The sequence below is a fragment of the Acidovorax radicis genome, from assembly GCF_020510705.1.
In the GTDB taxonomy this organism is placed as follows: domain Bacteria; phylum Pseudomonadota; class Gammaproteobacteria; order Burkholderiales; family Burkholderiaceae_C; genus Acidovorax; species Acidovorax radicis_A.
In genome coordinates, this window is record NZ_CP075184.1 from 3,676,204 (window position 1) to 3,700,418 (window position 24,215).

The window sequence follows — 24,215 nt, forward strand, 5'->3', positions numbered from 1 at the left end:
AGGAGGTACATCACAAAGAATCGATCAGTGCATCAAACGAGGGGCATTCCCGCGTGATCTTGCACCGTAAATCGTTGATTTCATGGGCATGCGCCAAAAACACATCGACCACGTGGGGATCAAACGCCTTGCCCCGCTCAGCGGACAACATCTCCAACGCTTGCTCCACCGTGAAAGCGGGCCGATATACGCGGTCCATGGTCACCGCATCAAAAAAATCCACCACTGCAGTGATCCGGCCGGACAACGGAATCGCGTCGCCTGCCAAACCAGCGGGATAGCCCCCGCCGTCATAACGCTCATGGTGCGTCAACGCCAGCTCGGCCGCCATCAAAAAAACGGGGATGTGCGAGCGCCCAAGAATCTCTGCGCCCATGGCGGCGTGGCGGTTCATGCTCTGTCGCTCGTCAGCCGTCAGGGGGCCGGGCTTTTTGAGCACGCTGTCGGGGATGCCGATCTTGCCGATGTCATGCATGGGCGCCGCCTTGCGCAGCATGCGTGCATAGTCGGGACTTTGGCCCAGAAAAAGTGCCAACGCCTCTGCCAAATATCCAATGCGAACGATATGAACGCCCGTGTCATCGTCCTTCAGATCCGCAGCGGCAGAGAGCTGAAAAAGCGCGGCATGGTGGGCACGCGTCACCTCGCGCAAAGCTTCATTGCGCTCGCAGTACATGCGCCCGAAATCCGACACAAATCGCTCCATCTGCGCCGCCGCCGCTTCGTCAAAGCACCGCGCATTCCCATCGAGTAGCGGACATCCGGCCTGTGCGCTCGCAGTGGTCATAGCGTGGCCTCCAGGCGATAGATCGTTTCCAGCACCTGGAGCGTGCTGAAGGGCTTCATCAAGTAGTCGTCCGCCCCCGCCGCAATGCCCGCCTCGCGGTCAGCCGCCTGGACTCGCGCCGTCAGCATGATCACCTTGGTATGGCGGGTCAGCGGGTCTGCCTTGATGAGACGACACACATCCAGCCCGTTCAGAGTTCCGGGCATCATCACATCCAGCAACACGATGTCGGGCCGCAGTTCACGGGCCAGCGTCCAACCTGCATCGCCGGTAGCTGCCTCATGGATGTCAAAATCATCAAATTCCAGCGTCATTTTGAGCAATTTACGGATATCCATATGGTCTTCGACGATCAGGATTTTTTTCATGAGGGGATCACTTTCGGATGAGTCGCCTCCATTGAGGGCTCAAAAGACGCTATTTTTAACTTCTTCTTACGATTTTTCGATCATATCAATCATATTTATCAATTACAAGAGATGAAGAGAAAAAATTCGCGAGAAAATGCCAACCTATGCAATCTGACCCTTACACCTCCTCTCCCCCGCTCTCCGACCACTACACCACGCTAGAGGTCGCGAAGATGCTGGGAATGGCCGTGCGGTCCGTCCAACTCATGGTGGATCGCCATGAACTTGATGCCTGGAAAACCCCAGGGGGGCATCGCAGAATCTCCCGCGCTTCTGTGGAGCACTGGGTCAGCAGCCATCGGCACATGGGGGCAGATACGGCAGAACCCGCGGGCAATGCGGGGGCTGAACCCACCGCAGCGATCAAAACCCACAACCCCGCCCTGAAAGCGGCGCCCGCTGCAAAGCAAATTCTGCTGATAGAAGATTCCGTCCACTTTCAGAACCTGGTGGGGCTGATCGTGCAGCAGCACTTTCCTGACGTTGTGTTGCATGTGGCCAATGACGGAATTGCCGGTCTGGCCATGTATGGCCAGACACAGCCCGATGTCCTGATCGTGGACATCCTGCTGCCGGGCATTGATGGCGCCACACTCATCACCGCGTTACGCTCACAACCGCAATTCACCCGCAGCCACCTCATCGTTGTCACGTCGCTGGACACGGCACAACGGGAGCCATACGCGTTTGCCTTGCAGGGAGTCAAGGTCATACACAAGCCGCGACTGGTGGCTGATCTGCCTGCCGCTCTTGCGGCGTGCCTTCCTTCTGCGAAGGCGCCGACATGACACGCCCCCGCGTGTTGCTGGTGGAGGACGACACCTCCATTGCACGCTTTGTGCAGATGGCGCTGGAGGAAATGCCGATTGAACTGGTGACCTGCGCCAATGTGCCAGACGCCATGCAGGCACTGAAAGCCGGTGGCGCGCAGCTGATCATTACAGACCTGATGCTGCCCGGAGAGTCGGGCATCGACCTGGTGCAGCGGCTACTCAACGAGCCAGCGCCCGGGGCGAAAGTGCCTGTAGTGGTGTTCAGCGCAGGGCTTACGCCCGCTGTGCGCGAACAGCTCGGGGCCTTGAAGGTGTGGCGCCTGCTGTCCAAACCCGCCTCGGTGCTGGAACTGGAAGCCTGCGTGCGCGATGCCCTCCATATCGACCAGCACCTCGCCCCAAGCGTAGCCACTGCTGAAAGCAACGGCCAAGACGTGCTCCGCAGCACAAGCGACAAGGCCGAAAAAGCCGATGAGGCCGAAGCCATCGCGACCCACTTTGCAGGCGACACCTTCCTGTTCAAAGCCTATCGTGCCAGCTGCGTGCAGCAGTTTCCAGCCGACGTGAAACTGGGGGACACCGCCTGCGCGGCACAGGACTGGTCGGCCCTTCGGCGCCTGGCGCACAGCCTGGCGACCGTGCTGCTGACACTGGGCCACCCCGCCGAAAGTGTGCGTGCCAACCAGCTCGAAAATGCGGCCGCCCATTTGATGGCTGCGCAGTGCGTGGAACACTGGCTTTTATTGCGCGCCTTTTTGATGCGGCCCTGAAGCAAGGCGGTTCAGCGTTTTACGCAGCAAAACCCGCTGCTCAAGACCTCTTGATTCAGCCTGGCCATTCGCTACCAAAGGCATGCATCACTGCAGCCCGTCGACAGCGTGCAAATGATGGCAAACCAGCAGCGTCCACAGGTTCTAAGATGACGTGCATGATCACCGTCCACCACCTCGAAACCTCGCGTTCACAACGCATCCTCTGGCTCCTGGAAGAACTCGGCGTTCCGTACGAGCTAAAAATCTACCAGCGCGACAAGGCCACCAGGCTGGCGCCGCCCGAGTTGAAGAAGATCCACCCTCTGGGCAAGTCGCCTGTCATCACCGATGGAGAGGAGGTGATCGCCGAGTCGGGCGCCATCATCGAATACCTGGTCGAAACCTATGCCGCCCAGGCCTCTGCTGCGGACCTGGCCCACCTGCAGCCTGCGCCGCGCACGCCGGAGTACCGCCAGTGCCGGTTCTGGATGCACTACGCCGAAGGGTCTCTCATGAACTGGATGGTCATGAAGCTGGTGTTCATGACCATCCCGACGCAGCCCATGCCCTTCTTCGTGAAACCCATTGCCAAGGCCCTGTGCGGCAAGGTCCAGGCCAAGCTGATCGACCCCAACGTCAACACCGCGCTCGACTTCATGGAGCAGCACTTGGGCCAGCACACCTGGTTTGCAGGCGAGCACCTCACCATGGCGGATTTTCAGATGAGTTTTGCCGTGGAGGCCGCACTCTCGCGCGCCTCCCATGCCCAGGCTTGCCCGCATCTGCTGGCCTACCAGCAACGCATGCGGGCGCGGTCGGCCTACCAGCGCGGCATTGCGAAAGGTGGCCCGGTGGTGATGCCGTCGATCTGACCGCAACCCACGGAGCGCCCATGGAGCGTCCTTGGTTTGCGTTTGGGTTCAGGTGGCCCGCCGCAGTGCGAAGTGCGAAGTGCTAATGCACGGCTAACGCACGCCACACACCGGCGTGCCCAGGTCACTGTGCTGCTGTTCGCGTTCGTTCTTGGCCTCGGCCACCGCCATGTCGCGCGGCAATGTAACGCCATTCTTCACCGCCAGGATCTCGGCCATGACGCTCACTGCGATCTCGGGCGGTGTTTTGCTGCCAATGTAGATGCCGATGGGGCCCCTGAGACGGGCCAGACTCTCTGCCGTCTGGTCGAAATGCTCCACCATGCGGGCGCGGCGCGCTTCGTTGTTGCGGCGTGAACCGATGCCCCCCACGTAGAAGGCATCGGTCTGCAGGGCCTCCAGCAGCGCCAGGTCGTCGAGCTTGGGGTCGTGTGTAAGGGCCACCACACAGGTGCGGTGGTCGGGCTTGAAGGCCTGCACCACATCGTCAGGCATCTCGCTGACCACGGTGGCCCCAGGCACATGCCAACTGGCGCGGTACTCCTCGCGCGGGTCGCACACGGTGACGGCAAAGCCACTGAACAGCGCCATGGTGGCCAGGTACTCGGTCAGCTGGCCCGCGCCAATGATGAGCATGCGGTACTCGGGCCCGAAAGTGTTGGTCAACTGGTGGACATCGATCGTCATGGCCTGGGGTGCCGGGATCATCGACAGCGTTGCGGTGCCGTCGGACAGCCGCACAGTGCGCTGCACCAGGTGCCCCGATTGCAGCAGGGCCAGCAACTCGGCCAGCCCGCAGGGATCGGGGTCGTACTCCAGCAGCAGTTCGAGTGTGCCGCCGCAAGGCAAGCCAAAACGGTGCGCCTCATCGGCAGTGATGCCATATTTGACGAACGCCGGAGGCCCGCTGGGGATGCTGTGGTCGGCCCCGGGCGGGTTTGCCGTTGTTTCCGTAGACGCGGCTGCCGCGGTCGCTGTGGGATTCGCAGTGGCCAGATGAACGTAGGCGCGGGTGTAGCGGTCGATCAGATCGTCTTCAATGCACCCGCCCGACACCGAGCCCACCACGGCACCGTCCTCGCACAGCGCCATAATGGAGCCCACGGGCCGGGGCGATGAGCCCCAGGTGCGCACCACAGTGGCCATCAGCGCGCGTCGCCCTGCGGCACGCCAGCTGTGCAGCGTGCGCAATACGAAGACATCCAGGTTTTCCATGATCCAAGACCTTTGTCGTCAAACGATGTTTACCCCCGATTGAACCACCAGGCCAGCAACACCAGCGCGGCCACACCCACAGCCCACACCCAGACGGGCACACCACCGCCCGGCACCATAGTGTCATCGGCCGCCGCAACCAGGACGCCTGGTGGCGCCTCGGCATCCGACGGCGGGGGTTCCGCGCGCGGGTGACGCCGTTGCATCTCATTGTCAAACCGCTTGAAAAAATCCTCGGCCATCGATTTAGCGGCGCCGTCGATCAGACGCTGCCCCAGCTGCGCAATCTTGCCGCCCACGGTGGCATGCACGGCGTAGTGCAGCTCACAACTGGCCTGGCCAGCCGCGTCCACCGGCAGCGGTTCAAGCCGCACCTGGGCGTTGCCTTTGCCAAAACCGGCCACCCCCCCAGAGCCATCGAAGGCAATGGTGTAGCTCTCGGGCGGAACGATGTCGGACAGGGTGATCTCGCCGGCAAACTTGGCGGACACCGGCCCGATCTTGAGCGCCATGGCCACGCTGTACTGGTGGTCCGCCGTGGGCTCTACTTTGTCGCAGCCGGGGATACACAGCTTGAGCACCTCGGGGTCGTTGAGCGCCTCCCAGGCCTGTTGCTGGCTGACGGCCAAGGTACGGCTGGCTTGCATTTCCATGATGGGTTCCTCTCGGTGTGCTGGGGGATCGTAAAACGCGGTTACTGCCGCAACAGTGTCGCCAGGCTGCCTGCAAGATCCTGCAACCGGCTCAGGTTGTGGATGGCCAGCATGCCATGGGCTTGCCGGTGCAATGCGGCGGCGCCGCTGGCGGTGGGTGCATAGCCCTCAAACCGGAGCAACGGGTTCAACCACAGCAGGCGGCCACCATGGCGCCGCAGCCAGGCCAGCTCGCGGGTCAGCACCTCGGGGGTGCCCGTATCGAGCCCATCGCTCACCAGCAGCACCAGCGTGCGCCGCCCCACCAAGCGGCGGGCGTGGTGCATGCGCAGCTGGGCCAGGCTGTCTCCCATGCGGGTGCCGCCTGCAAAGTCGTGGATGGCCTGACTGGCTGCGTCCAGCATGGCGTCGGTATCGGCAAGCCGAAAGGCCGGGGTGAGGTCGGTCAGGCCGGTGCCAAATGCAAACACATCGCGGCGCAGGCCAGGGCCCGCATGGCGCGGCGCCGTGGCCGCATGCAAAAAGGCCAGCAGCAGGCGCGCGTAGCGCTCCATCGACCCCGACACGTCCACCAGCACCAGCACAGGCAAGGGTTGCTGGCGGCGTTGCAGCAGCGGCACCTCCAGCACCTCGCCGCCAGAGCGCGCCGCTTTGCGCATGGCGCCGGGCCAGTGGGGGCGGTGGCCGCGCGTGCCGGGGCGCGTGCGGCGCGCGGCATAGCGCGGCAGGGGCAAGGGCACCTCGCGTGCCAGCCGCTCCACCAGCAGGTATTCGCTGGCAGAGAGCTGGTTGAAATCGGCGTGCCGCAAGCGTTGCAGATCGCTGGCGGTCATGGCGGCGTCGAAGTCGACCTTGTCCTCCTCACGCGGCGCCGGGGCATTGCGCGCGGCATGCACGGGGGCCAGGGCCTCGCTCACGCGGGGACGGCGCTTGGCAGGCTCGGCCTTGGTCTCGGCACTGGGCAGCATTTGCGCCAGCAGCTTTTGCGCGACGTTGGGGTTGCGAAAGTAAACGTCAAACAGCTCGCGAAACACCAGGCGATCCTGCTCACAGCTGACAAACACGGCCTCCAGGGCCGCGCTGACATCTTCGCGCGCCATGCCCACCAACATCACCGCCTGCTGGGCCAGCGCCATGCGGGCCGCATCCACCCGCACGCCCGCGCGCCGCAGCGTGCGGCCAAAGCCGCTGAGGTTGTCGGCAAGCTTGCCCGTGCGCGCATCACCCAGCTGTGAGAAAGTGGTGCGCTGGTACATGCAATGGCTCTTCGTGTTCGCGCCCACCGTCACGCCGTGGCATCGGCAGGCTGCAGCAGCTGTGCGGCCATGTCGCTGGTCAGTGCCGCCACATCCTCTCGCTGCTTGAACAGGATGCCTGCGGTGTCTTGCACCACCTCGGGGTCCACGACGATGGTGTCGAGTGCCACCAGCGCCTTCGCCCATTCCACACTCTCGGCAATGCCCGGTGCGCGCTGAAAGGCGTTGGCAAACGGCTGGCTGCGCAGGCGGCCGACAAAGTCCGCCACCTGGGTCGCCAAGGCCGCGCTGGCATCCGGCACCTGGGCCCGCACGATGGCCAGCTCGCGCTCGCGCTCGGGGTAGTCCAGCCAGTGGTACAGACAGCGGCGCTTGACAGCGTCGTGCAGGTCGCGTGTGCGGTTGCTGGTGAGGATGGTGACCGGCGCGGCCGTGGCGCGCACGGTGCCGATCTCGGGAATGCTGACCTGGTATTCGCCCAGGTATTCGAGCAAAAAGGCCTCGAAGGGCTCGTCGGCGCGATCTACCTCATCGATGAGCAGCACGGCGCCCGGTGCGGGTGCCTGCAGGGCTTGCAGCAAGGGGCGGCGGATGAGGTAGCGGTCTTGGTACACCTCGCGCTCCACCTGCGCCATGTCGGCACTGCCTTTGCCTTCTGCAGCCCTCATGTGCAGCAGTTGAGCCGCGTAGTTCCACTCGTACAGCGCCTCGCGCTGCTCCAGGCCGTCGTAGCACTGCAGGCGGATCAGGCTGCGTGAGAGCACCTTGGCCAGCGCCTGGGCCAGCGCTGTTTTACCCACCCCTGGCTCGCCCTCCAGCAGCAAGGGACGCTGCAGCTTGAGCGCCAAGAACACGGCCGTGGCCAGGCGCCGGTCGGCAAAGTAGCCCACGCCCTGCAAAGCCTGTACCAAGGCATCGATGGAAACCGGAACAGGGGCGGCTATAGACGAATTCATTGCTACTTAATTCATAGCTGTTAGCGCTTATCCATAAAGCGCCAGCAGCCAATTTGACTCAAAAACCCTACGAATGCCGTACGGTGGCAGCGGTAACCCCCGCCCCCATCAGCCCAGCATCTGCGCCACTGCCCGCTGGGTTTGTACGCTGATCAGGTTGGCGCGATACGCCGCGCTGGCGTGAATGTCGGCGTTCAGGTCGCTCTCATCGATCTTCACGCTGGCGGCAGACTGGGGGGTGAAGCTCTGGTTGAGTGCCGCCTCCAGCCCCGCATGGCGGAACACGCTGCTGGCCGCACCGGTGACGGCCACGCGCACGCCGCTGTCGGTCTGCGCCACAAACACCCCCACCAGCGAGAAGCGCGATGCCGCCTGCTTGAACTTCATGTAAGCGGCGCGTTTGGGAATGGGGAAGCGGATGGCGGTGATGATCTCGCCCTCTTCGAGCGCCGTGGTGTACATGCCCACGAAGAAGTCGTCGGCCGCGATCTCGCGCTGGTTGGTGATGACCGTGGCCCCCAGGCCCAGCACGGCGCTGGGGTAGCAGGCGGCGGGGTCGTTGTTGGCCACCGACCCGCCCAGCGTGCCGCGTGCGCGCACCTGGCGATCGCCAATGTGTGAGGCCAGGTCGGCCAGCGCAGGGATGGCGGCCTTCACGTCCGCGTTGTTGGCCACGTCCATGTGGCGCGTCATGGCGCCAATCACCAGCGTGTTGCCCTCGCGGCGGATGCCCGCCAGCTCGGGGATGCTGTTGATATCGATGATCTTCTCGGGGTGGGCCAGGCGCAGGCGCATGGAAGGCAGCAGGCTTTGCCCACCCGCCAGCAGCTTGCCGCCCTGGGCGATGAGCTGCGCGGCGGCGGCAGTGGAGGAAGGCGCTTCAAAGGTGAATGCGTACATAAAGAACTCCTGTCAGTTTTCATGCTGCGGCAGCAAAGGCTCGCAACCGGTGAACAACGCGCGGAGCAGGCCAGCGGCCGCCGCGCAAGGGCCGCCCCGCCGCGCCGGCGGCGCCCCCCTTTGAGAGAGTGGGTGCGAAGCGACTCAAGGGGTGTTTCATGCCTTTGCCGACTGGATGGCTTCCCACACGCGGTGGGGCGATGCGGGCATGTCGAAATCGCGCACACCAAAAGGCCTGAGCGCATCGAGCACCGCGTTGATCACGGCGGGCGGCGAGCCGATGGCCCCGGCCTCGCCGCAACCCTTGGTGCCTAGCGGGTTGTGTGTGCAGGGCGTGCACACGTGGCCCAGCTGAAAGTTGGGAAAGTCGTCGGCGCGTGGCATGGCGTAGTCCATGAAGCTGCCGGTGAGCAGTTGGCCCGTCTCGCGGTCGTACACGCAGTTTTCCATCAGCGCCTGGCCAATGCCCTGCACCAGGCCGCCATGCACCTGGCCTTCCACGATCATGGGGTTGATGATGGTTCCGAAGTCGTCCACGGCGGTGAACTTGTCCACCCGCGTGCTGCCCGTGGCGGGATCGATCTCCACCTCACAGATGTAGGTGCCTGCGGGGAAGGTGAAGTTGGTGGGGTCGTAGAAGGCCGTCTCGTTGAGCCCTGGTTCAAGCTTGTCGAGCGGATAGTTATGCGGCACATAGGCGGTGAGCGCCACCTGGCCAAACGGGATCTTCTTGTCGGTGCCGCGCACGGTGAACTCACCGCCGCTGAAGTCGATGTCGGCGTCGCTCGCCTCCATCAAATGGGCGGCGATCTTCTTGGCCTTGGCCTCGATCTTGTCCAACGCCTTCATGATGGCCGCACCGCCCACGCTGATGGAGCGCGAGCCGTAGGTGCCCATGCCAAACGGCACGCGGCCCGTGTCGCCGTGCACGATGTCCACGTTCTCGACCGGGATGCCCAGGCGCGCGGCCACCACCTGTGCAAACGTCGTCTCGTGCCCCTGCCCATGGCTGTGCGAGCCGGTGAACACCGTCACGCTGCCCGTGGGGTGCACGCGCACCTCGCCGCATTCGAACAGGCCCGCGCGCGCACCGAGCGCACCGGCGATGTTGGACGGCGCAATGCCGCAGGCCTCGATGTACGACGAATAGCCGATGCCACGTTTGAAACCCTTGGCCTCGCTGGCGGCCTTGCGCGCCGCAAAGCCCGCCACATCACCCAGTTGCTGGGCTTGCGTCATGCAGGCGTGGTAGTCGCCCACGTCGTATTGCAGCGCCACGGGCGTCTGGTAGGGCCAGCTGGTGATGAAGTTGCGCTTGCGGATCTCGTCCTGCGACAGGTTCATGTCCCAGCCGCAGCGCGAGACCAGGCGTTCCAGCAGGTAGGTCGCCTCGGGTCGCCCTGCACCCCGGTACGCATCGACCGGCGAGGTGTTGGTAAACCACGCATCGACTTCAACGTGCACCTGCGGCGTGGTGTATTGCCCGGCCAGCAGCGTGGCATACAGGATGGTGGGCACCGCGCTGGCAAACGTGGACAGATAGGCGCCGAGGTTGGCATGGGTGTGCACACGCAGGGCCAGAAATTTTCCGTCCTTGTCCATGGCCATTTCGGCATGACTCACGTGGTCGCGGCCATGGGCGTCCGTGAGGAACGACTCGCTGCGGTCGGCCACCCACTTGATGTTGCGATTGAGCTTCTTGGAGGCCCAGGTCAGGCAGACATCTTCGGCGTACAAAAAGATCTTGGAGCCGAAGCCGCCGCCCACATCGGGGGCAATCACCCGCACCTTGTGCTCGGGCAGGCCCATCACAAAGGCCGTCATCAACAGGCGCTCGACATGCGGGTTCTGGTTGCTGACGTACAGGGTGTATTCGTCGTTCGCCCGGCTGTAGCTGCCAATGGCCGTGCGTGGCTCCATGGCGTTGGGGATCAGGCGGTTGTTGATCAGGTCGATCTGGGTGACATGCGCGGCGTTGGCAAACGCAGCGTCCACTGCGCCCTTGTCGCCAATGGCCCATTTGAAGCAATGGTTGTCGGGCGCGATGTCGTGCACCGCCGCGCCCGCCACAGCACCGGCAGCCGCATCGGCCACGTTGACGACGGCGGGCAGCACGTCGTAGTCGACCTCCACCAGCTCGGCCGCGTCGCGCGCCTGCTGCTGGGTTTGCGCGACCACCATGGCCACCTGGTCGCCCACGTAGCGCACCTTGCCCTGCGCCAGGATGGGGTGCGGCGGCTCCTTCATGGGCTCGCCATTGGTGCTGGTAATGAGCCAGCCGCATGGCAGGCCATTGATGTTGTCGGCCGCCACATCGGTGCCGACAAACACACCCAGCACGCCGGGCGCAGCCTTGGCGGCGTCCACGTTGATGCTGTTGATTCTGGCGTGCGCGTGGGGCGAGCGCACGAATACGGCATGGCTTTGCGCGGCCAGCACCACGTCATCGGTGTACTGGCCCGCGCCGGTCAGAAAGCGATAGTCTTCCTTGCGCTTGAGCGATTCGCCGATGTGCGGCAGCTTGGAAAAGTCGGATGCACCCATGGTTGTCTCCTTGGATTGTTCTGGCGTGGGGACGGTGGGCGGGCTCAGGCGCCGGCCATGGCCTTCTGGCCAACCTGCACCGCGCGCACGATGTTCTGGTAGCCGGTGCAGCGGCAGATGTTGCCTTCGAGCAGCTCGCGGATCTCGCCCTCGGTGGCGTTGGGGTGGTTCTTGCACAGGTCCACCGCGCTCATCACCATGCCGGGGGTGCAAAAGCCGCATTGCAGCCCGTGACATTCCTTGAACGCCGCCTGCATGGGGTGCATGGTGCCGTCGGGCGCGGCCAGGCCTTCGATGGTCTGCACGTCGGCGCCTTGCGCCTGCACCGCCAGCATGGCGCACGATTTCACGGCCCGGCCATTCACATGCACCGTGCACGCCCCACACTGGCTGGTGTCGCAGCCCACGTGGGTGCCGGTGAGCAGCAGATGCTCTCGCAGCGCATGGACAAGCAGGGTGTTGGGAGGAACGTCAACGCTGGTCGAGCGCCCGTTGACCGTGAACTGGACTTGCATCTGGCTGTCTCCTGGAATGGTTTTGGCTGGATATGAATGCGTTCTTAGCCCACGCATCTTCTGCCGCGCCCTACCGCCCATCCCTAGGGACAACCCTAGATTTCCAGCGGCCCTGGCTGGATATTCTCAAAATGAAACATGCTGCACTGCACACCCGCGCATGATGTGCAGCGGGGTGCCGCTGATGTAACCCACCGACGGCAGCGCCATGGCCGCCGTGGCGTGGTTGTCAGCATGCGGCGCGCCTCGTCGCGAAGTCTTCAAGGAAACTGGCCACCATGTCGTCCTGCGTGCCCTCTACACCCGCCAGCCGCCATGCGCTCATCGCGCAGGCCCGCCACGCGCTGCTGAGCGATGGCGCTGTCTCCGCACATGCCGGGATCGAACCCTGGATTGCGCAGTCCTGGCAACGCTGCCTGGCGCGTGGGCTGGCGCCCACGGAGCATGTCGTTTTTGACGCGGTGAGCGCGCCCGCGCTGCGCCGCAGCCTGGAGCAAAACCGCCCTCTTCTGCAAGCCGCCCGGCCGGTGCTGGAGCAGCTCACGCGGGCCGTGGCTGGCATGCGCTACTTCGCGATGCTGACAGACGCACAGGGGGTGGTTGTGAATGTCTTGGGTCATTGCGACCACAGCGACCCGCGCGCCGCGGCCATCGGCCGGGCAGGCATCGACCTCTCCGAAGCCCGTGTGGGGACCACCGCCATCGGCGCAGCACTGACCGAATTGCAACCAGTGTGGCTGCACCGGGGAGAACACTTTTTTGACGGCAACAGCAGCTACAGCTGCGCGGGCGCGCCGCTGTTCGATCCGCAGGGCCGCTGCGTCGGCATGCTGGACCTCACGGGCGTGGACGTGCCCGAGCGCCCCGAACTGCGCCACCTGGTGACCCGGTCCGCCCGCGCCATGGAAGACGCCCTGCTGCTGCAGCAGCCATACGCGCTGCTGCTGCGCCTGAACTGGCCCGGCGGCATGCTGGGCAGCGAGGGCGACGGGCTGCTGACCCTGGACGCCGATGGCTTTGTGCTGGGCTGCAACAGCATGGCCCGCCAACTGGTGCCCCAGCCCCTTCGCTTGCCAAACGCCCGCACCCACTGCGGCGACCTGCTGGCGCTGCCCTGCGCCTGCCTGTTCGACGCCGCCCGCCAGCACCGCACGCAGCCCGTCGATTTGCCGCTGTGGTCGGGTCTGCGCCTGCAGGCACTGGCGCTGCTGCCCGACCGGGCCCTCAGCCTGTGCAACCCGCCCCGGCCCACCACCTTGGCGCCGCGGCTTGCCCCGGCTGTTGCAGCGGCAACCTCCGCCCCCCTGCGCGAAACAGAAACCGCCATGATTCGCCAGGCGGTGCAACACGCCCGAGGCAACGTGGCCGAAGCCGCGCGGGCACTGGGCATCAGCCGCGCCACGGTGTACCGTAAGCTCGGCGCGCCCAAAGCGGCGACAGCACGCGAGATGCCAACGACCACCGAGATGCGCAATTCGCCAGCGATGCCAAAGGCATGAAGGGCATAAAAGGCGCGCAACGCTGATGGGGCCCTGCCGCCAAAGTCCAAGCCAGGGCACAGTGCGGCCACTCCACAACACGCACCTGTTGTCAAAGAAACAAGCAAAAAGTGCCTCCAACGCTTTACCAACAAGCGCCACAAGCTATAAATAACATAGCAATAAAACATCCCCACCGCCCGTGGCAACCGGTCAGATGTCTGTCAGCGCCAGCACCACGGCGTTTTCTTCCAGCACCAGGTCCACCCTGCTGCCCGCTCTGAGGCCGCTGCCCGGCGAGGCAAAGCCCACCATGGACAGCCCCGCCGCCAGTTGGGCTGACACCTCATCGCCCGACTCGCCCCGCACCACGCGCACGGCCTTCGCTGGCAGGCGGCAGGTGCCATGCCCAGCCTGTGCCAATACAGCCACAGCTGACGCTGAGGACACTGGGGGCTCACCAGCGCGCTCCACACGCACGGCAGTCGCCTTGCACAGCACCTGCACGGCCAGCCCCGGCTGCAGACCCAGCAACTCCGCACTCTCGCGCGTGATGCGTGACGCAAAGGTGGGCGGCGCGTCGGCAAGCAGGGGGGCCTGGTTCGGGCCGATCTGAAGATGCACCCGCACGATCTGGCCCAACACCTCGAGTCGCTGCACCACGGCAGGCATCTGGTTGCGCATGCTGGTGCGCACCGCCAGCCTGGCCAGCGCGGGCCCGGCATGCGGCGTGGCCTGCCAGCGCGACAGCACGGCGCCACGCGCCTGGGCCATGGCATCGGCCGCCGCCAGCAGCTCGCGCCCCGCATCGGTCAGCTGCGCACCACCGCCGCCCGCGCCGCCAACGGCACGGGCCACCAGGGGAGTTCCCGCCAGATTGGTGAGCGTGTCCAGCGCCTGCCATGCCGCCTTGTAGCTCACGCCCACGGCACGCGCAGCCTGCGAGATAGAGCCACAGGCACCGATCTGGCGCAGGATGTCGATGCGCTTGTCGGTCAGGGCATGGCCAAGCGCATCCGAGAGGGAGAGAGAAACAGGCATGCGCCGATGATGCCTGAGAGACCCCTTCATGCTGCCTTGCGGCGCAGCCCCGTGACAGGCTTCGCGCGCTTTTTCTGGCGCTCCAGCGCGCCGGTAGCTGCAGCCGTCAGCAGCCGCTGGAACGAGGGGCATTGCGCGTGGCTCTTGGCAGGGCAAGCCGCTGCGTGCCGCAGGCCGTTGCTCATGGCCTTGAGGCGTTTGACCATGGTGTCGAGTTCGTCGGCCTTGGCCGACAGCAACTGGCGGTCGATGTTGGGCTCGCCACTGGGCAAGAACATCGACCGGATGTCGTCCAGCGAGAACCCCGCCGATTGCCCCAGCGCGATCAGCGCCAGCTGGTCCATCACGCCGGGCGCAAACCGGCGGCGCTCGCCCGGTTGTCCCACCGACTGGATCAACCCCTTCTCTTCGTAATACCGCAGCGTGGACGCCCGCAGCCCGGAGCGTTTGGCGACTTCGGCAATGTCCATGAAAAAACCCCTTGACCTCAAGTTGACTTGAACTTCTATATTCCTTTCAAAACCTTCTTCCGTCAACTTTTCGAGGTGTTTTGATGACTCTCTCACTGCAAGACATTCCACTCGCGATGCTCATCGGCATCGGCGCCACCGCCGTCATGGATGCCTGGCTGTTGCTGCTCAAAAGTTTGGGCGTGCCCACGCTCAACTTCGCCTTCATTGGCCGCTGGGTGGGCCACCTGCTGCGCGGCCAGATCGCCCACGCCGCCATCGCCAAGGCCGCTCCGATCCGCGGCGAGCTGGCCTGGGGCTGGCTCACACACTACGCCGTGGGCGTGGCCTTTGCGGTGCTGCTGCTGTCCCTGCAGGGCACCGCCTGGGTCCACAGCCCCACCCTGTGGCCCGCGCTGACCGTGGGCATGGGCACCGTGGCGGCGCCGCTCTTGGTAATGCAGCCCTCCATGGGCTCGGGCTTTGCGGCCTCGCGCACGCCCACCCCGCTCAAAAACTGCCTGCGCAGCCTGGCCAACCACACCGTATTTGGCCTGGGCCTGTATCTCTCCGCGCTGGTCATCGCACTGATTTCACGCTGACCTGCCTCGCGCCTTCTCCCCAGAAATCACTCCTAAGGAACTCACACCATGCAACACATTGCCATCGTCTATCACAGCGCCCACGGCCACACCGCACACATCGCCCACCACGTGCTAGACGGCGCACGCGCCGTGCCGGGCGTCCTCGCTGAACTGGTCCGGGCCGAAGACCTGGCGCAGGCGCCCGACCGCCTGCTGCGCTACGACGGCGTCATCCTGGGCTCGCCCACCTACCTGGGTGGGGTGTCCGGGCCGTTCAAGACCTTCATGGATGCCACCGGCCGTCTCTGGAAAACGCAGCAGCTCAAGAACAAGCTTGCGGCGGGCTTTACCGTGTCGTCGCTGCCTGCGGGCGACAAGCAGTCCACGCTGATGTCGATGTGGGTGTTTGCCATGCAGCACGGCATGGTGTGGGTGGGCAACCCCATCCTTCCCGAGCAGCATGCCGGGGTGCCGAACGACGAAGCGGCCAACCGCCTCGGCTCCTGGGCGGGCCTGATGGCGCAGGCGGGCCATGGAGCGGCAGCCGATGCGTTTGTGCCCGGCGACACCAAGACCGCCCGCATGTTCGGCCAGCATTTCGCCGAGACACTGCAGCGCCTGGGCGGTGTGGGCGCACGCCAGCCTGGCGAAGAGGTTGCGGCATGATCCCCGCCCGCTATGGCCCGGTACTATTCAGCCTGATCCTGTCCGGGGTGATGTCGCTGCTGGTGTCGGGCATCTCCACCTTTCGCGCCCTGCAGCCCCAGCAGGATTGGGTGAGCCTCTGGGCGGGCGCATGGCTCACCGGGTGGCTGTTCGCCTTTCCGGCGGTGATGCTGGCGGCCCCTCTGGCCCGCAAGGTGGTGGCGCTGCTCACCACCACCACCAAGGGTTGAGCGCTCACGCCCGCTCGTACCAGCCCTTGCTGCGGTTGACGATGTGCACCACCAGCAGCATCACCGGCACCTCGATCAGCACGCCCACCACGGTGGCCAGCGCGGCGCCGGAGTGGAAACCGAACAGGCTGATCGCGGCCGCCACCGCCAGCTCGAAAAAGTTGGAGGCACCGATCAGTGCCGACGGGCAGGCAATGCTGTGCTTCTCACCCACCGCGCGGTTGAGCCAGTAGGCCAGCCCCGCGTTGAAGAAGACCTGGATCAGGATGGGCACGGCCAGCAGCGCAATCACCAGCGGCTGCTGCAGGATGGCCTGGCCCTGGAACGCAAACAGCAGCACCAGCGTGGCCAGCAATGCGGCGATGGACCAGGGCCCCATGCGCGCCATGACGACATCGAACACCGCCTGCCCCTTGGCCAGCAGCGACCGGCGCAGCCACTGGGCCAGCACCACCGGGATCACGATGTAGAGCACCACCGAGGTGAGCAAGGTGTCCCACGGCACGGTGATGGCCGAGATTCCCAGCAAAAAGGCCACCAGCGGCGCAAACGCAATCACCATGATGCTGTCGTTCAGCGCCACCTGCGACAGCGTGAACAACGGGTCACCGCCGGTGAGGCGGCTCCATACAAACACCATGGCTGTGCAAGGCGCAGCCGCCAGCAGGATGAGGCCTGCGATGTAGCTGTCCAGTTGGTCCGCAGGCAGGTAGGGCGCAAACCAGTGGCGGATGAACAGCCAGCCCAGAAACGCCATCGAGAACGGCTTGACCAGCCAGTTCACCACCAGCGTCACGCCGATGCCCCGGGCGTGTTTGCGCACCTCGCCCAGCGCACCAAAGTCCACCTTCACCAGCATGGGGATGACCATCACCCAGATCAGCAAGCCCACGGGCAGGTTGACCTTTGCAATCTCCATGCGGCCCACAGCCTGGAACACCGAGGGGAAGAACTGCCCCAGCGTGATGCCCACCACGATGCACAAGAATACCCACACGGTGAGGTAGCGCTCAAACACGCTCATGGGGGCCGGGGCGGGTGCTCCGGCCGGTTTGCACTGCACCGTCATGGCGTGACGGCTTCGCGCGACAGCTCGCGGGCCGTGTGTTGCAGCAAGGTCTTGTCAAGCTTGTCTGCGGGCAGGTTGATCAGCAGCTCCAGCCGCTGGTGGATGGCATGCAGTGTCTTGCGGAAAGCCTCGCGCTTTTCATCGTCCGAGCCATCCCCTTCGGACGGGTCGGCATAGCCCCAGTGCGCGGTAGCCGGGTGGCCGGGCCAGATGGGGCAGACCTCGCCCGCCGCGTTGTCGCAGACGGTGATGATGAGGTCCATCGCAGGGGCGCCGGGGGCGGCGAACTCGTCCCAATTTTTGCTGCGCAGGCCTTCGGTCGAGATGCCGGCGGCCTGCAGAGCCTCCAGGCCCAGCGGGTTGGGCTGCTGGTTGTCGCGCGGGCTGCTGCCCGCCGAGTACGCTTTGAAACGGCTTGGCGCCATGTCGTTGAGCAAGGCCTCGGCCAGGATGCTGCGGGCCGAGTTGTGGGTGCAGAGAAAAAGAACGTTCAGCGCAGTCATGGGGCTCTCTCAGCAGCAGGTGGCTTTGTTGGTGGAAGACATAGCGGGGCCGCAGCATGCTGCCTGTGGAGTCGCCGCTGCCGCCGGGGCAGACGTCGGCGCCGCTGCAGGCGTGCAGCAGGCGCCCGCTGCGGAGGACTGCTTAGCTTCGTTGAAAACGGGGATGTCACCCAGGGTGTGAAAGTGCTCCCACGCAATGCCTTGCGGGTCGGTCACCCAGTGTTTTTCGCTGCGGGCATAGCAGCAGGTGGTGTTGCCTTCATCGAGCAGGGCCATGTCGGCGGCCTCGGCGCGCGCCTTCAGTTCGGCCAGCTCGGCTGCGTCGTCGGTCTGCATGCCAAAGTGGTCCAGCCCCGGCTGGGCGCCGCGCGTGGAGATGGCGAAGTTGATGCGCGGGTCTTCCAGCATCCACTTGGCGTAGTCGGCCTCCACACGCGTGGGGGCGACCGCAAACAGCTTGGAATAAAAAGCGATGCTCTGGGCCAGGTCATCAACATGCACATGGGCGTGAAAGCGTTTCATGGGAGTTCTCCTAAAACAATAGTCAGCAGTGGCAGGACGCTGCAGCGTCGGCAGGGGCGCAGGCCTGGCCTTCGCAGCAGTTTTCGGTGAGGTAGGCCAAGAGCGCATTCATGGTGTCGAACGCGGCGCGGTAGACCAGGTTGCGGCCCTGCCGCTCCTGGCTGATGAGCCCGGCATGCGAAAGCTCCTTGAGGTGAAAGGACAGGGTATTGGCGGCCACATCCAACTGGGCGGACAGGTCGCCAGGGGTCAGCCCCGCAGGGCCTGCCACCACCAGGGCGCGAAAGACCCGCAGGCGAACCTCCTGGGCCAGGGCAGCGAGGGCACGGACAACGTCGTTTTCTTGCATGCATCAATAATACAACAATTGTCGAATTATTGAAACTCAAAACATTCCCCGCTTTGCGTGCGAGCTGTCTGGCCGCATTGCCCGCTGGTTGCGGTGGGGCATATACTTTCGCTATTCCATTAATGAATAGCGCATCAGCGCCTTCTCACCATGCAAATTCGCCTAGCGCCTATGTTTAAAGCCCTCGCCGTTGTGGGTTTCGCCTTTGCCACACTCCAGGCAGCCCACGCCGATCAGGTGTCGGTGGCGGTGGCCGCTAACTTCACGGCGCCCATGCAGAAAATTGCGGCTGCGTTTGAAGCCGACACGGGCCACAAGGCAGCGCTGGCCTTTGGCGCCACTGGCAAGTTCTACGCGCAGATCACCAACGGCGCACCGTTCCAGATCCTGCTGGCGGCCGATGACACCACCCCCGCCAAGCTGGAGCGCGAAGGCAAGGCGGTAGCCCACTCCCGCTTCACCTATGCCGTTGGCACGCTCGTGCTGTGGAGCGCGCAACCCGGTTATGTCGACGCACAAGGCGCCGTGCTCAAGACCGGCGACTTCAAGCATCTGGCCATCGCCAACCCAAAGCTGGCACCTTATGGTCTGGCGGCCACGCAGGTCATGGACAAACTCGGCGTGACGGCTGCGCTGACGCCGCGCCTGGTGCAGGGCGAAAACATCGCACAGACCTATCAGTTCATCGCCACCGGCAACGCCTCGCTGGGTTTTGTGGCGCTTTCGCAAGTCATGGCAGACGGCAAGATCACCAGCGGATCGGCCTGGCAAGTGCCCACCAACCTGTATGAACCCATCCGCCAGGACGCAATACTGCTCGAACCCGGCAAAGACAGTGCAGCCGCTGCGGCGCTGCTGAAATACCTGCGCGGCGACAAGGCACGCGCCATCATCCAGTCGTACGGCTATAGTTTCTGACCGCCTGCGGCACACTCGCCCCCTTCCAGCCCCCTTTCATCTTCATGCCCTTTTCCAGCGCCGATCTGGCGGCCATCGGCCTCACGCTGCGACTGGCGGGCACCACCATGGTGCTACTGCTGGTGCTGTGCACGCCACTGGCCTGGTGGCTGGCGCACACGCCGTCGCGCTGGCGTGGCCCGGTGTCGGCCATGGTGGCGCTGCCGCTGGTGCTGCCGCCCACGGTGATCGGGTTCTATCTGCTTGTCACGCTGGGCCCCAACGGGCCCATGGGGCAGTTCACGCAGTGGCTGGGGCTGGGCACCCTGCCCTTCACCTTCTGGGGCCTGGTGGTGGGCTCGCTCATCTACTCGCTGCCTTTTGCCGTGCAGCCGCTGCAGCATGCGTTTGAAGCCATAGGCCAGCGCCCGCTGGAAGTGGCGGCCACGCTGGGCGCAGGCCCGCTGGACCGCTTCTTTACGGTGGCGCTGCCGCTGGCGCGCCCCGGGTTTATCACGGCCGCGATCCTGAGCTTTGCGCACACCGTGGGCGAGTTTGGTGTGGTGCTCATGCTGGGCGGCAACATCCCGGGCGTGACGCGCGTGGTGTCAGTGCAAATCTATGACCATGTCGAGGCGCTTGAATACACCCAGGCCCATTGGCTGGCCGGGGGCATGGTGCTGTTTTCGTTTGTGGTGCTGCTGGGGCTGAACCTCACGCGCCGCCGGATTCCCTCCATGGTGCAGTGATGGCAAGCAGTACCTCTTCGGCGCAGATCACCGCGCAGCTTTCAGTGGTGCGCCCCGGCTTCACGCTGGACGTGAACCTGCAGCTGCCCGGGCATGGCGTGACCGCCCTGTTCGGCCCGTCGGGCTGCGGCAAGACCACCTGCCTGCGCGCCATTGCCGGGCTGGAGCGCGCACAGCCTGGACGTGTGGCGGTCAACGGTGATGTATGGCAGGACGATGCGCAGAAAATCTGGCGCGCCACCCACGAACGCGGCCTGGGCTATGTGTTCCAGGAGGCCAGCCTGTTCGACCATTTGAGCGTGCGCGGCAATATCGACTACGGCTTGCAGCGCACGCCAGCCGCCCGCCGCAAGGTGGCGCTGGAGCAGGCCGTGGACCTGCTGGGCATCGCCCCCCTGATGGACCGCAAGCCCCAGGCCCTGTCGGGTGGCGAGCGCCAGCGCGTGGCCATGGCGCGCGCGCTGGCCACCAGCCCCCGCCTGCTGCTGATGGACGAGCCGCTGGCGGCGCTGGATGCACAGCGCAAGGTCGAGGTGCTGCCCTATCTGGAACGGCTGCACCACACACTCGATATCCCGATGCTGTATGTGAGCCACGCCATCGATGAAGTCGCACGACTGGCCAGCCACATGGTGTTGATGCGCGAGGGCCGCGTGCTGGCGCAAGGCCGTACCAACGAGCTGATCGTGCGCCTGGATCTGCCCCTGGCCCACGGCGACACGGCAGCCACCGTGATCGAAGGCACCGTGCAACAGCACGATGCACACGACCACATAGCCACCGTGGCTTTCAGCGGCGGGCAGCTATTGCTGGTGAGCCCCAAGGCCCACGCCATCGGCGAACCCATACGACTGCGTGTGCAGGCGCGCGACGTGAGCCTGGCGCTCACCGCCCCCAGCGACACCAGCATTCTCAACGTCCTGTCAGCTACCGTGGTGGCACTGGGTGAAGACAGCCCCGGACAGACGATGGTGGTCCTTGATGCAGGTCCCACGCGTTTGTTGGCGAGGGTCACGCAACGCTCGGCCCAGGCCCTGACGCTGGCGCCTGGCCAACCTGTATTTGCACAGATCAAGGGCATTGCCATCGTGAACTGACGAGGGCGAAATCCAGGCGCATTGCTGAAGACCCCATGTGCTGCCCCGGTGGCCGCCAGCGCCTCCCCTCGGTCGTATGATGACCGGCAAAACAAGGATGGGAACAAGGGGAGGAAATGGTATCAATCTGGCATGACGCCACACTGGCGTTTGCGGTGGGGTTTCCGCCACTGCTTCAAAGCCTGCTGTTCTGGATCTTCGCTTCGCTGGTGGTTCATGTGTGCCAGCGCCTGGTTGAACACACGGCGTTTTCGGTCGATCCATCGAGCCGCCGCATCAGCGCCTCGCACGCCGCTCTGTGTATTGGCTGCATCGTCTGGGCCCTGGACGTGGTGGGCCTGTTCATGTACGACGAGTTGGCGCACCATGTGCTCGAACTGGCGCCCGCGCTCAGCGGCCTGCTCATCATGGCCGTGAGTGCGCGCTTCACCATTCCCACACTCAGTACGAGCACCAGCAAGGCACGCATTCTGTGCGCCGGTGTGTGGCTGGCGTGCGGCATGCTGGCCGCACACTTCACAATCACCTGGGGCCATGCGCAGAGCTTTTCGCAGGTGAACGGGCTGGCCATCGCGCTGTCGATAGCGACCGCCGTGGGCATTGCGACCTACACATCCATCCGCCACCGCTCAGCCAAACTGAGTGTGCTCACCCCCCACTACCGCGCGCAGACCTGGGAAGACAAGATGCTGTGTGGCGCTTCTATCCTGATGCTGCACTGGATGCTGGTCAACACCTTTGCACTGAACCTGGGCGACCCGCGCGGTGAGTCTGACGGCATCGCCCTGCTGGTCATCGTGCTGGTGTTTGCCATTGCTGTAGCGGTGGAGCAATTGAGCAATATGCGCTGGGATGAAGGTCGTCAGCAACTTTTGCGCCGCGGGCTGTCGATGATGCGGTCTTCGGCCAACGTGCAAAACGCCCAGCGCGACATGCAGCTCTCGCTCATTGCAGACCATCTGCACGGGCTGCTTCGGCCAGAAAATCTGGCGCTGCACTTTCAGCCCATCGTCGATTTTCACCAGCGCGGGGTGCAGTTCGAGGCACTGCTGCGCATGACCGACAAGACCCTGGGCCCCATCAACCCCGAAACTTTTTTGCTGGTGTGCGAGTTGCAAGGCAAGACGGTCGAAGTGGATCGCATGATCCTTCGCAACGCGCTGGACAGCGTGAAAGCCTGGCAAGCCCAGGGGCTCACCGACATCACCATCAGCGTGAACGTGGCCCCCATCACGCTGCTGGACGATCGCTTCGCCCCCTGGCTGCGTAGAGAACTCACCCAACGAGACCTGCCACCACGCACCCTGAAACTCGAAATGACCGAACACGCCATCATTGCACTGGGCTCTGAGATGGTGGCGGCCATCCACGACCTCAGCACCATGGGTGTGGCCGTGCTGATGGACGACTTTGGCGCTGGGTATTCGTCGCTGGGCATACTGGGCGATCTGCCCATCGCGGGTATCAAATGCGACCGCCTCTTCGTGCGACAGCTGCCACAGGACAGCCGGCGGCAGATGCTGCTGCGGCACATCAGCGCGCTGGCCGGTGAGTTCGGCCTGTCTGTGGTGGTGGAAGGTGTGGAGACCGTGGAGGAGCTGCAGACGCTGGCCGCCATCGGACTTCACTGCATCCAGGGCTACGTGTTCAGCAAACCCATTCCGGCAACCAACGTGCCCGACTGGTACCACGCCCACATGCCGCACCAGCGCGCAGCGCTGCAGAGCGTGCTACACCCGGCTGATTCGGCCACGGCAGTGGCACACACACCGTTTTTAGCGCCCCGCCCCACCCTGGCACCGTCGTCCAACCACTGATTCATGGCAACACTCAAAACACTGGTGCTGGGCGGTTACGGCAACTTTGGCGCACGCATCTGCCGCGCACTGGTGGGCGACACGGCCACGCGCCACCACACCGCCCTGCTGGTGGCGGGCCGCGATGCCGCCCGCGCCCAAGCCTTGGCGGACACCCTGGGCCACGGCGCCCAGGGCGTGGCTCTCAACCACCAGGCCCCAGGCCTGGCAACCACCTTGCGCCAATGGGGGGTGGGCCTCGTCATCCACACCGCAGGGCCTTTCCAGGTGCAGGGCTACAGCGTGGCCCAGGCGGCTGCCGAAGCAGGCGCGCACTACATCGACCTGGCCGACGGCCGCCGCTTTGTGTGCGATTTCCCGGCCGCGATGCAGGCCGCGTTTGCCGCGGCCGGGCGCACCGCCATCGCTGGCGCCAGCACCGTGCCCGCGCTGTCCTCGGCCGTCATCGACCACCTGTGCGCAGGCTGGCAGCACATCGACAGCATCGACATCTGCATCGCCCCCGCGCAGCGTGCACCCCGCGGGCAGGCCACGCTGGCGGCGGTGCTGAGCTACTGCGGCCTGCCCATTGATGTGTGGAACGGTGGCCGCTGGCAGCCGCAGCGGGGCTGGGCGCAGCCTACGCCGGTCCGGTTCCAGCGGCTGCGACCGCGCCTGGGGGCGGTCTGCGACATCCCGGACCTGGAGATCTTCCCCGCCCATTACCAGGCCCGTGACCGCGTCACCTTCCGCGCCGCACTGGAGGTAAGCCTGGCGCAAAGAGCCTTCGCCACCCTGGCCGCGCTGCGCCGTTGGGGCGTGCTGCCCCACCCCGAAAAGCTGGCCTGGCTGATGCACCACGCGGGCGGCGCGCTGGACTTTCTGGGCACACCGCTGGGCGGCATGGTGGTGCGTGTGGCGGGCGCCGATGCACAGGGCCAGCCCCGCCGGCGCGCCTGGCACATTGCCGCAGACCACGACCATGGCCCCGAGATCCCCTGCATGGCCGCGATCCTGCTGGCCCGCCAACTGGCGGCCGGGCAGGCGCTGCCAATAGGCGCACACACCAGCACCAGCCTGCTGCCCCTGGCGGCCTTTGCAGCCGAGTTTGCGAAGTGGGGCATGGTGACGGATGTGGTGGAGGAATGAAGC

The 24,215-nt window shown here is 65.0% G+C and carries 27 protein-coding genes; 12 read left to right on the forward strand and 15 right to left on the reverse strand.

Features of this window, described 5'->3' with window-relative positions:
- Nucleotides 1–10 precede the first annotated feature (10 nt).
- Together KI609_RS16820 and KI609_RS16825 are read right to left on the reverse strand one after the other, a co-directional pair.
- Nucleotides 11–787, reverse strand: a complete 777-nt coding sequence (locus KI609_RS16820; protein ID WP_226444708.1) for an HD-GYP domain-containing protein — start codon at nucleotides 785–787, stop codon at nucleotides 11–13.
- Nucleotides 784–1,155 carry a response regulator transcription factor gene (locus tag KI609_RS16825; protein ID WP_226444709.1) on the reverse strand — a complete coding sequence of 124 codons (372 nt, stop codon included), beginning with the start codon at nucleotides 1,153–1,155 and terminating at the stop codon, nucleotides 784–786. The genes KI609_RS16820 and KI609_RS16825 overlap by 4 nt, the downstream gene beginning before the upstream one ends.
- A 146-nt stretch (nucleotides 1,156–1,301) precedes the next feature.
- Here KI609_RS16825 and KI609_RS16830 point away from each other — a divergent pair, with 146 nt between their 5' ends.
- The 3 genes from KI609_RS16830 (at nucleotide 1,302) to KI609_RS16840 (ending at nucleotide 3,594) form a co-directional block, all read left to right on the forward strand.
- Nucleotides 1,302–1,985, forward strand: coding sequence for a response regulator (locus KI609_RS16830; RefSeq protein WP_226444710.1), 684 nt, complete (start codon nucleotides 1,302–1,304; stop codon nucleotides 1,983–1,985).
- Nucleotides 1,982–2,740 carry a response regulator gene (locus KI609_RS16835; protein ID WP_226444711.1) on the forward strand — a complete coding sequence of 253 codons (759 nt, stop codon included), beginning with the start codon at nucleotides 1,982–1,984 and terminating at the stop codon, nucleotides 2,738–2,740. Before KI609_RS16830 ends, KI609_RS16835 begins: the two co-directional genes overlap by 4 nt.
- A 158-nt stretch (nucleotides 2,741–2,898) precedes the next feature.
- Entirely contained in the window at nucleotides 2,899–3,594 is a 696-nt protein-coding gene (locus KI609_RS16840) for a glutathione S-transferase family protein (RefSeq protein WP_226444712.1), read from the forward strand.
- 93 nt (nucleotides 3,595–3,687) lie between these two features.
- Here KI609_RS16840 and KI609_RS16845 read toward each other — a convergent pair whose 3' ends face one another.
- From KI609_RS16845 to KI609_RS16875, 7 genes are all read right to left on the reverse strand, one after another.
- On the reverse strand, nucleotides 3,688–4,809 hold the full coding sequence (locus tag KI609_RS16845) for an XdhC family protein (RefSeq protein ID WP_226444713.1): 1,122 nt from the start codon (nucleotides 4,807–4,809) through the stop codon (nucleotides 3,688–3,690).
- A 29-nt stretch (nucleotides 4,810–4,838) separates the two neighbouring features.
- Complete coding sequence (locus tag KI609_RS16850; RefSeq protein ID WP_226444714.1) at nucleotides 4,839–5,462, reverse strand: CoxG family protein; 624 nt, start codon at nucleotides 5,460–5,462, stop codon at nucleotides 4,839–4,841.
- A 41-nt stretch (nucleotides 5,463–5,503) separates the two neighbouring features.
- Complete coding sequence (locus tag KI609_RS16855) at nucleotides 5,504–6,718, reverse strand: vWA domain-containing protein (RefSeq protein WP_226444715.1); 1,215 nt, start codon at nucleotides 6,716–6,718, stop codon at nucleotides 5,504–5,506.
- Between the two features lie 29 nt (nucleotides 6,719–6,747).
- Nucleotides 6,748–7,674, reverse strand: a complete 927-nt coding sequence (locus KI609_RS16860) for an AAA family ATPase (RefSeq protein ID WP_226444716.1) — start codon at nucleotides 7,672–7,674, stop codon at nucleotides 6,748–6,750.
- A gap of 108 nt (nucleotides 7,675–7,782) precedes the next feature.
- Entirely contained in the window at nucleotides 7,783–8,574 is a 792-nt protein-coding gene (locus KI609_RS16865) for an FAD binding domain-containing protein (protein ID WP_226444717.1), read from the reverse strand.
- 156 nt (nucleotides 8,575–8,730) lie between these two features.
- Entirely contained in the window at nucleotides 8,731–11,118 is a 2,388-nt protein-coding gene (locus KI609_RS16870) for a xanthine dehydrogenase family protein molybdopterin-binding subunit (RefSeq protein ID WP_226444718.1), read from the reverse strand.
- Nucleotides 11,119–11,162: 44 nt separating this feature from the next.
- On the reverse strand, nucleotides 11,163–11,633 hold the full coding sequence (locus KI609_RS16875) for a (2Fe-2S)-binding protein (RefSeq protein WP_226444719.1): 471 nt from the start codon (nucleotides 11,631–11,633) through the stop codon (nucleotides 11,163–11,165).
- Between the two features lie 278 nt (nucleotides 11,634–11,911).
- On the opposite strand from KI609_RS16875, the gene KI609_RS16880 reads away from it, so the two are divergent.
- Nucleotides 11,912–13,132, forward strand: a complete 1,221-nt coding sequence (locus tag KI609_RS16880; protein WP_226444720.1) for a helix-turn-helix domain-containing protein — start codon at nucleotides 11,912–11,914, stop codon at nucleotides 13,130–13,132.
- A 192-nt stretch (nucleotides 13,133–13,324) separates the two neighbouring features.
- Here KI609_RS16880 and KI609_RS16885 read toward each other — a convergent pair whose 3' ends face one another.
- A complete protein-coding gene (locus KI609_RS16885; RefSeq protein WP_226444721.1) occupies nucleotides 13,325–14,152 on the reverse strand; it encodes a TOBE domain-containing protein in 828 nt (275 codons plus the stop codon).
- A gap of 26 nt (nucleotides 14,153–14,178) precedes the next feature.
- A complete protein-coding gene (locus KI609_RS16890; protein ID WP_226444722.1) occupies nucleotides 14,179–14,622 on the reverse strand; it encodes a helix-turn-helix domain-containing protein in 444 nt (147 codons plus the stop codon).
- A 116-nt stretch (nucleotides 14,623–14,738) separates the two neighbouring features.
- Between KI609_RS16890 and KI609_RS16895 the strand changes: the two genes are divergently transcribed.
- Genes KI609_RS16895 through KI609_RS16905 form a run of 3 tightly spaced genes read left to right on the forward strand, consistent with a single transcriptional unit; the run spans nucleotide 14,739 to nucleotide 16,081 of the window.
- A complete protein-coding gene (locus tag KI609_RS16895; protein ID WP_413463436.1) occupies nucleotides 14,739–15,203 on the forward strand; it encodes a DUF2938 domain-containing protein in 465 nt (154 codons plus the stop codon).
- Between the two features lie 48 nt (nucleotides 15,204–15,251).
- A complete protein-coding gene (locus tag KI609_RS16900; RefSeq protein WP_226444724.1) occupies nucleotides 15,252–15,851 on the forward strand; it encodes a flavodoxin family protein in 600 nt (199 codons plus the stop codon).
- Nucleotides 15,848–16,081, forward strand: coding sequence for a DUF2798 domain-containing protein (locus KI609_RS16905; RefSeq protein ID WP_226444725.1), 234 nt, complete (start codon nucleotides 15,848–15,850; stop codon nucleotides 16,079–16,081). The genes KI609_RS16900 and KI609_RS16905 overlap by 4 nt, the downstream gene beginning before the upstream one ends.
- A 4-nt stretch (nucleotides 16,082–16,085) precedes the next feature.
- On the opposite strand, the gene arsB is transcribed toward KI609_RS16905, so the two are convergent.
- The 4 genes from arsB to KI609_RS16925 are packed head-to-tail and all read right to left on the reverse strand — an operon-like array spanning nucleotide 16,086 to nucleotide 18,524.
- Nucleotides 16,086–17,150: an ACR3 family arsenite efflux transporter gene (gene arsB, locus KI609_RS16910; protein ID WP_226444726.1), complete on the reverse strand. Its 1,065-nt coding sequence runs from the start codon at nucleotides 17,148–17,150 to the stop codon at nucleotides 16,086–16,088.
- Nucleotides 17,147–17,653: an arsenate reductase ArsC gene (locus tag KI609_RS16915; protein ID WP_226444727.1), complete on the reverse strand. Its 507-nt coding sequence runs from the start codon at nucleotides 17,651–17,653 to the stop codon at nucleotides 17,147–17,149. The genes arsB and KI609_RS16915 overlap by 4 nt, the downstream gene beginning before the upstream one ends.
- Nucleotides 17,654–17,662: 9 nt before the next feature.
- Entirely contained in the window at nucleotides 17,663–18,175 is a 513-nt protein-coding gene (locus KI609_RS16920) for an ArsI/CadI family heavy metal resistance metalloenzyme (protein ID WP_226444728.1), read from the reverse strand.
- 22 nt (nucleotides 18,176–18,197) lie between these two features.
- The gene (locus KI609_RS16925) at nucleotides 18,198–18,524 is read right to left on the reverse strand and encodes an ArsR/SmtB family transcription factor (protein WP_226444729.1); all 327 of its coding nucleotides are present in this window, start codon (nucleotides 18,522–18,524) and stop codon (nucleotides 18,198–18,200) included.
- A 171-nt stretch (nucleotides 18,525–18,695) separates the two neighbouring features.
- On the opposite strand from KI609_RS16925, the gene modA reads away from it, so the two are divergent.
- The 5 genes from modA to KI609_RS16950 all read left to right on the forward strand — a co-directional run bounded on the left by modA (nucleotide 18,696) and on the right by KI609_RS16950 (nucleotide 24,212).
- The gene (gene modA, locus KI609_RS16930) at nucleotides 18,696–19,442 is read left to right on the forward strand and encodes a molybdate ABC transporter substrate-binding protein (RefSeq protein WP_226444730.1); all 747 of its coding nucleotides are present in this window, start codon (nucleotides 18,696–18,698) and stop codon (nucleotides 19,440–19,442) included.
- A gap of 44 nt (nucleotides 19,443–19,486) precedes the next feature.
- Complete coding sequence (modB, locus tag KI609_RS16935) at nucleotides 19,487–20,170, forward strand: molybdate ABC transporter permease subunit (protein WP_226444731.1); 684 nt, start codon at nucleotides 19,487–19,489, stop codon at nucleotides 20,168–20,170.
- Nucleotides 20,170–21,267 (forward strand): molybdenum ABC transporter ATP-binding protein, encoded by a 1,098-nt coding sequence (modC, locus tag KI609_RS16940; protein WP_226444732.1) that lies wholly within the window; start codon nucleotides 20,170–20,172, stop codon nucleotides 21,265–21,267. The genes modB and modC overlap by 1 nt, the downstream gene beginning before the upstream one ends.
- Before the next feature lie 116 nt (nucleotides 21,268–21,383).
- On the forward strand, nucleotides 21,384–23,084 hold the full coding sequence (locus KI609_RS16945) for an EAL domain-containing protein (RefSeq protein ID WP_226444733.1): 1,701 nt from the start codon (nucleotides 21,384–21,386) through the stop codon (nucleotides 23,082–23,084).
- Between the two features lie 3 nt (nucleotides 23,085–23,087).
- Complete coding sequence (locus tag KI609_RS16950) at nucleotides 23,088–24,212, forward strand: saccharopine dehydrogenase NADP-binding domain-containing protein (protein ID WP_226444734.1); 1,125 nt, start codon at nucleotides 23,088–23,090, stop codon at nucleotides 24,210–24,212.
- Nucleotides 24,213–24,215: the final 3 nt, after the last annotated feature.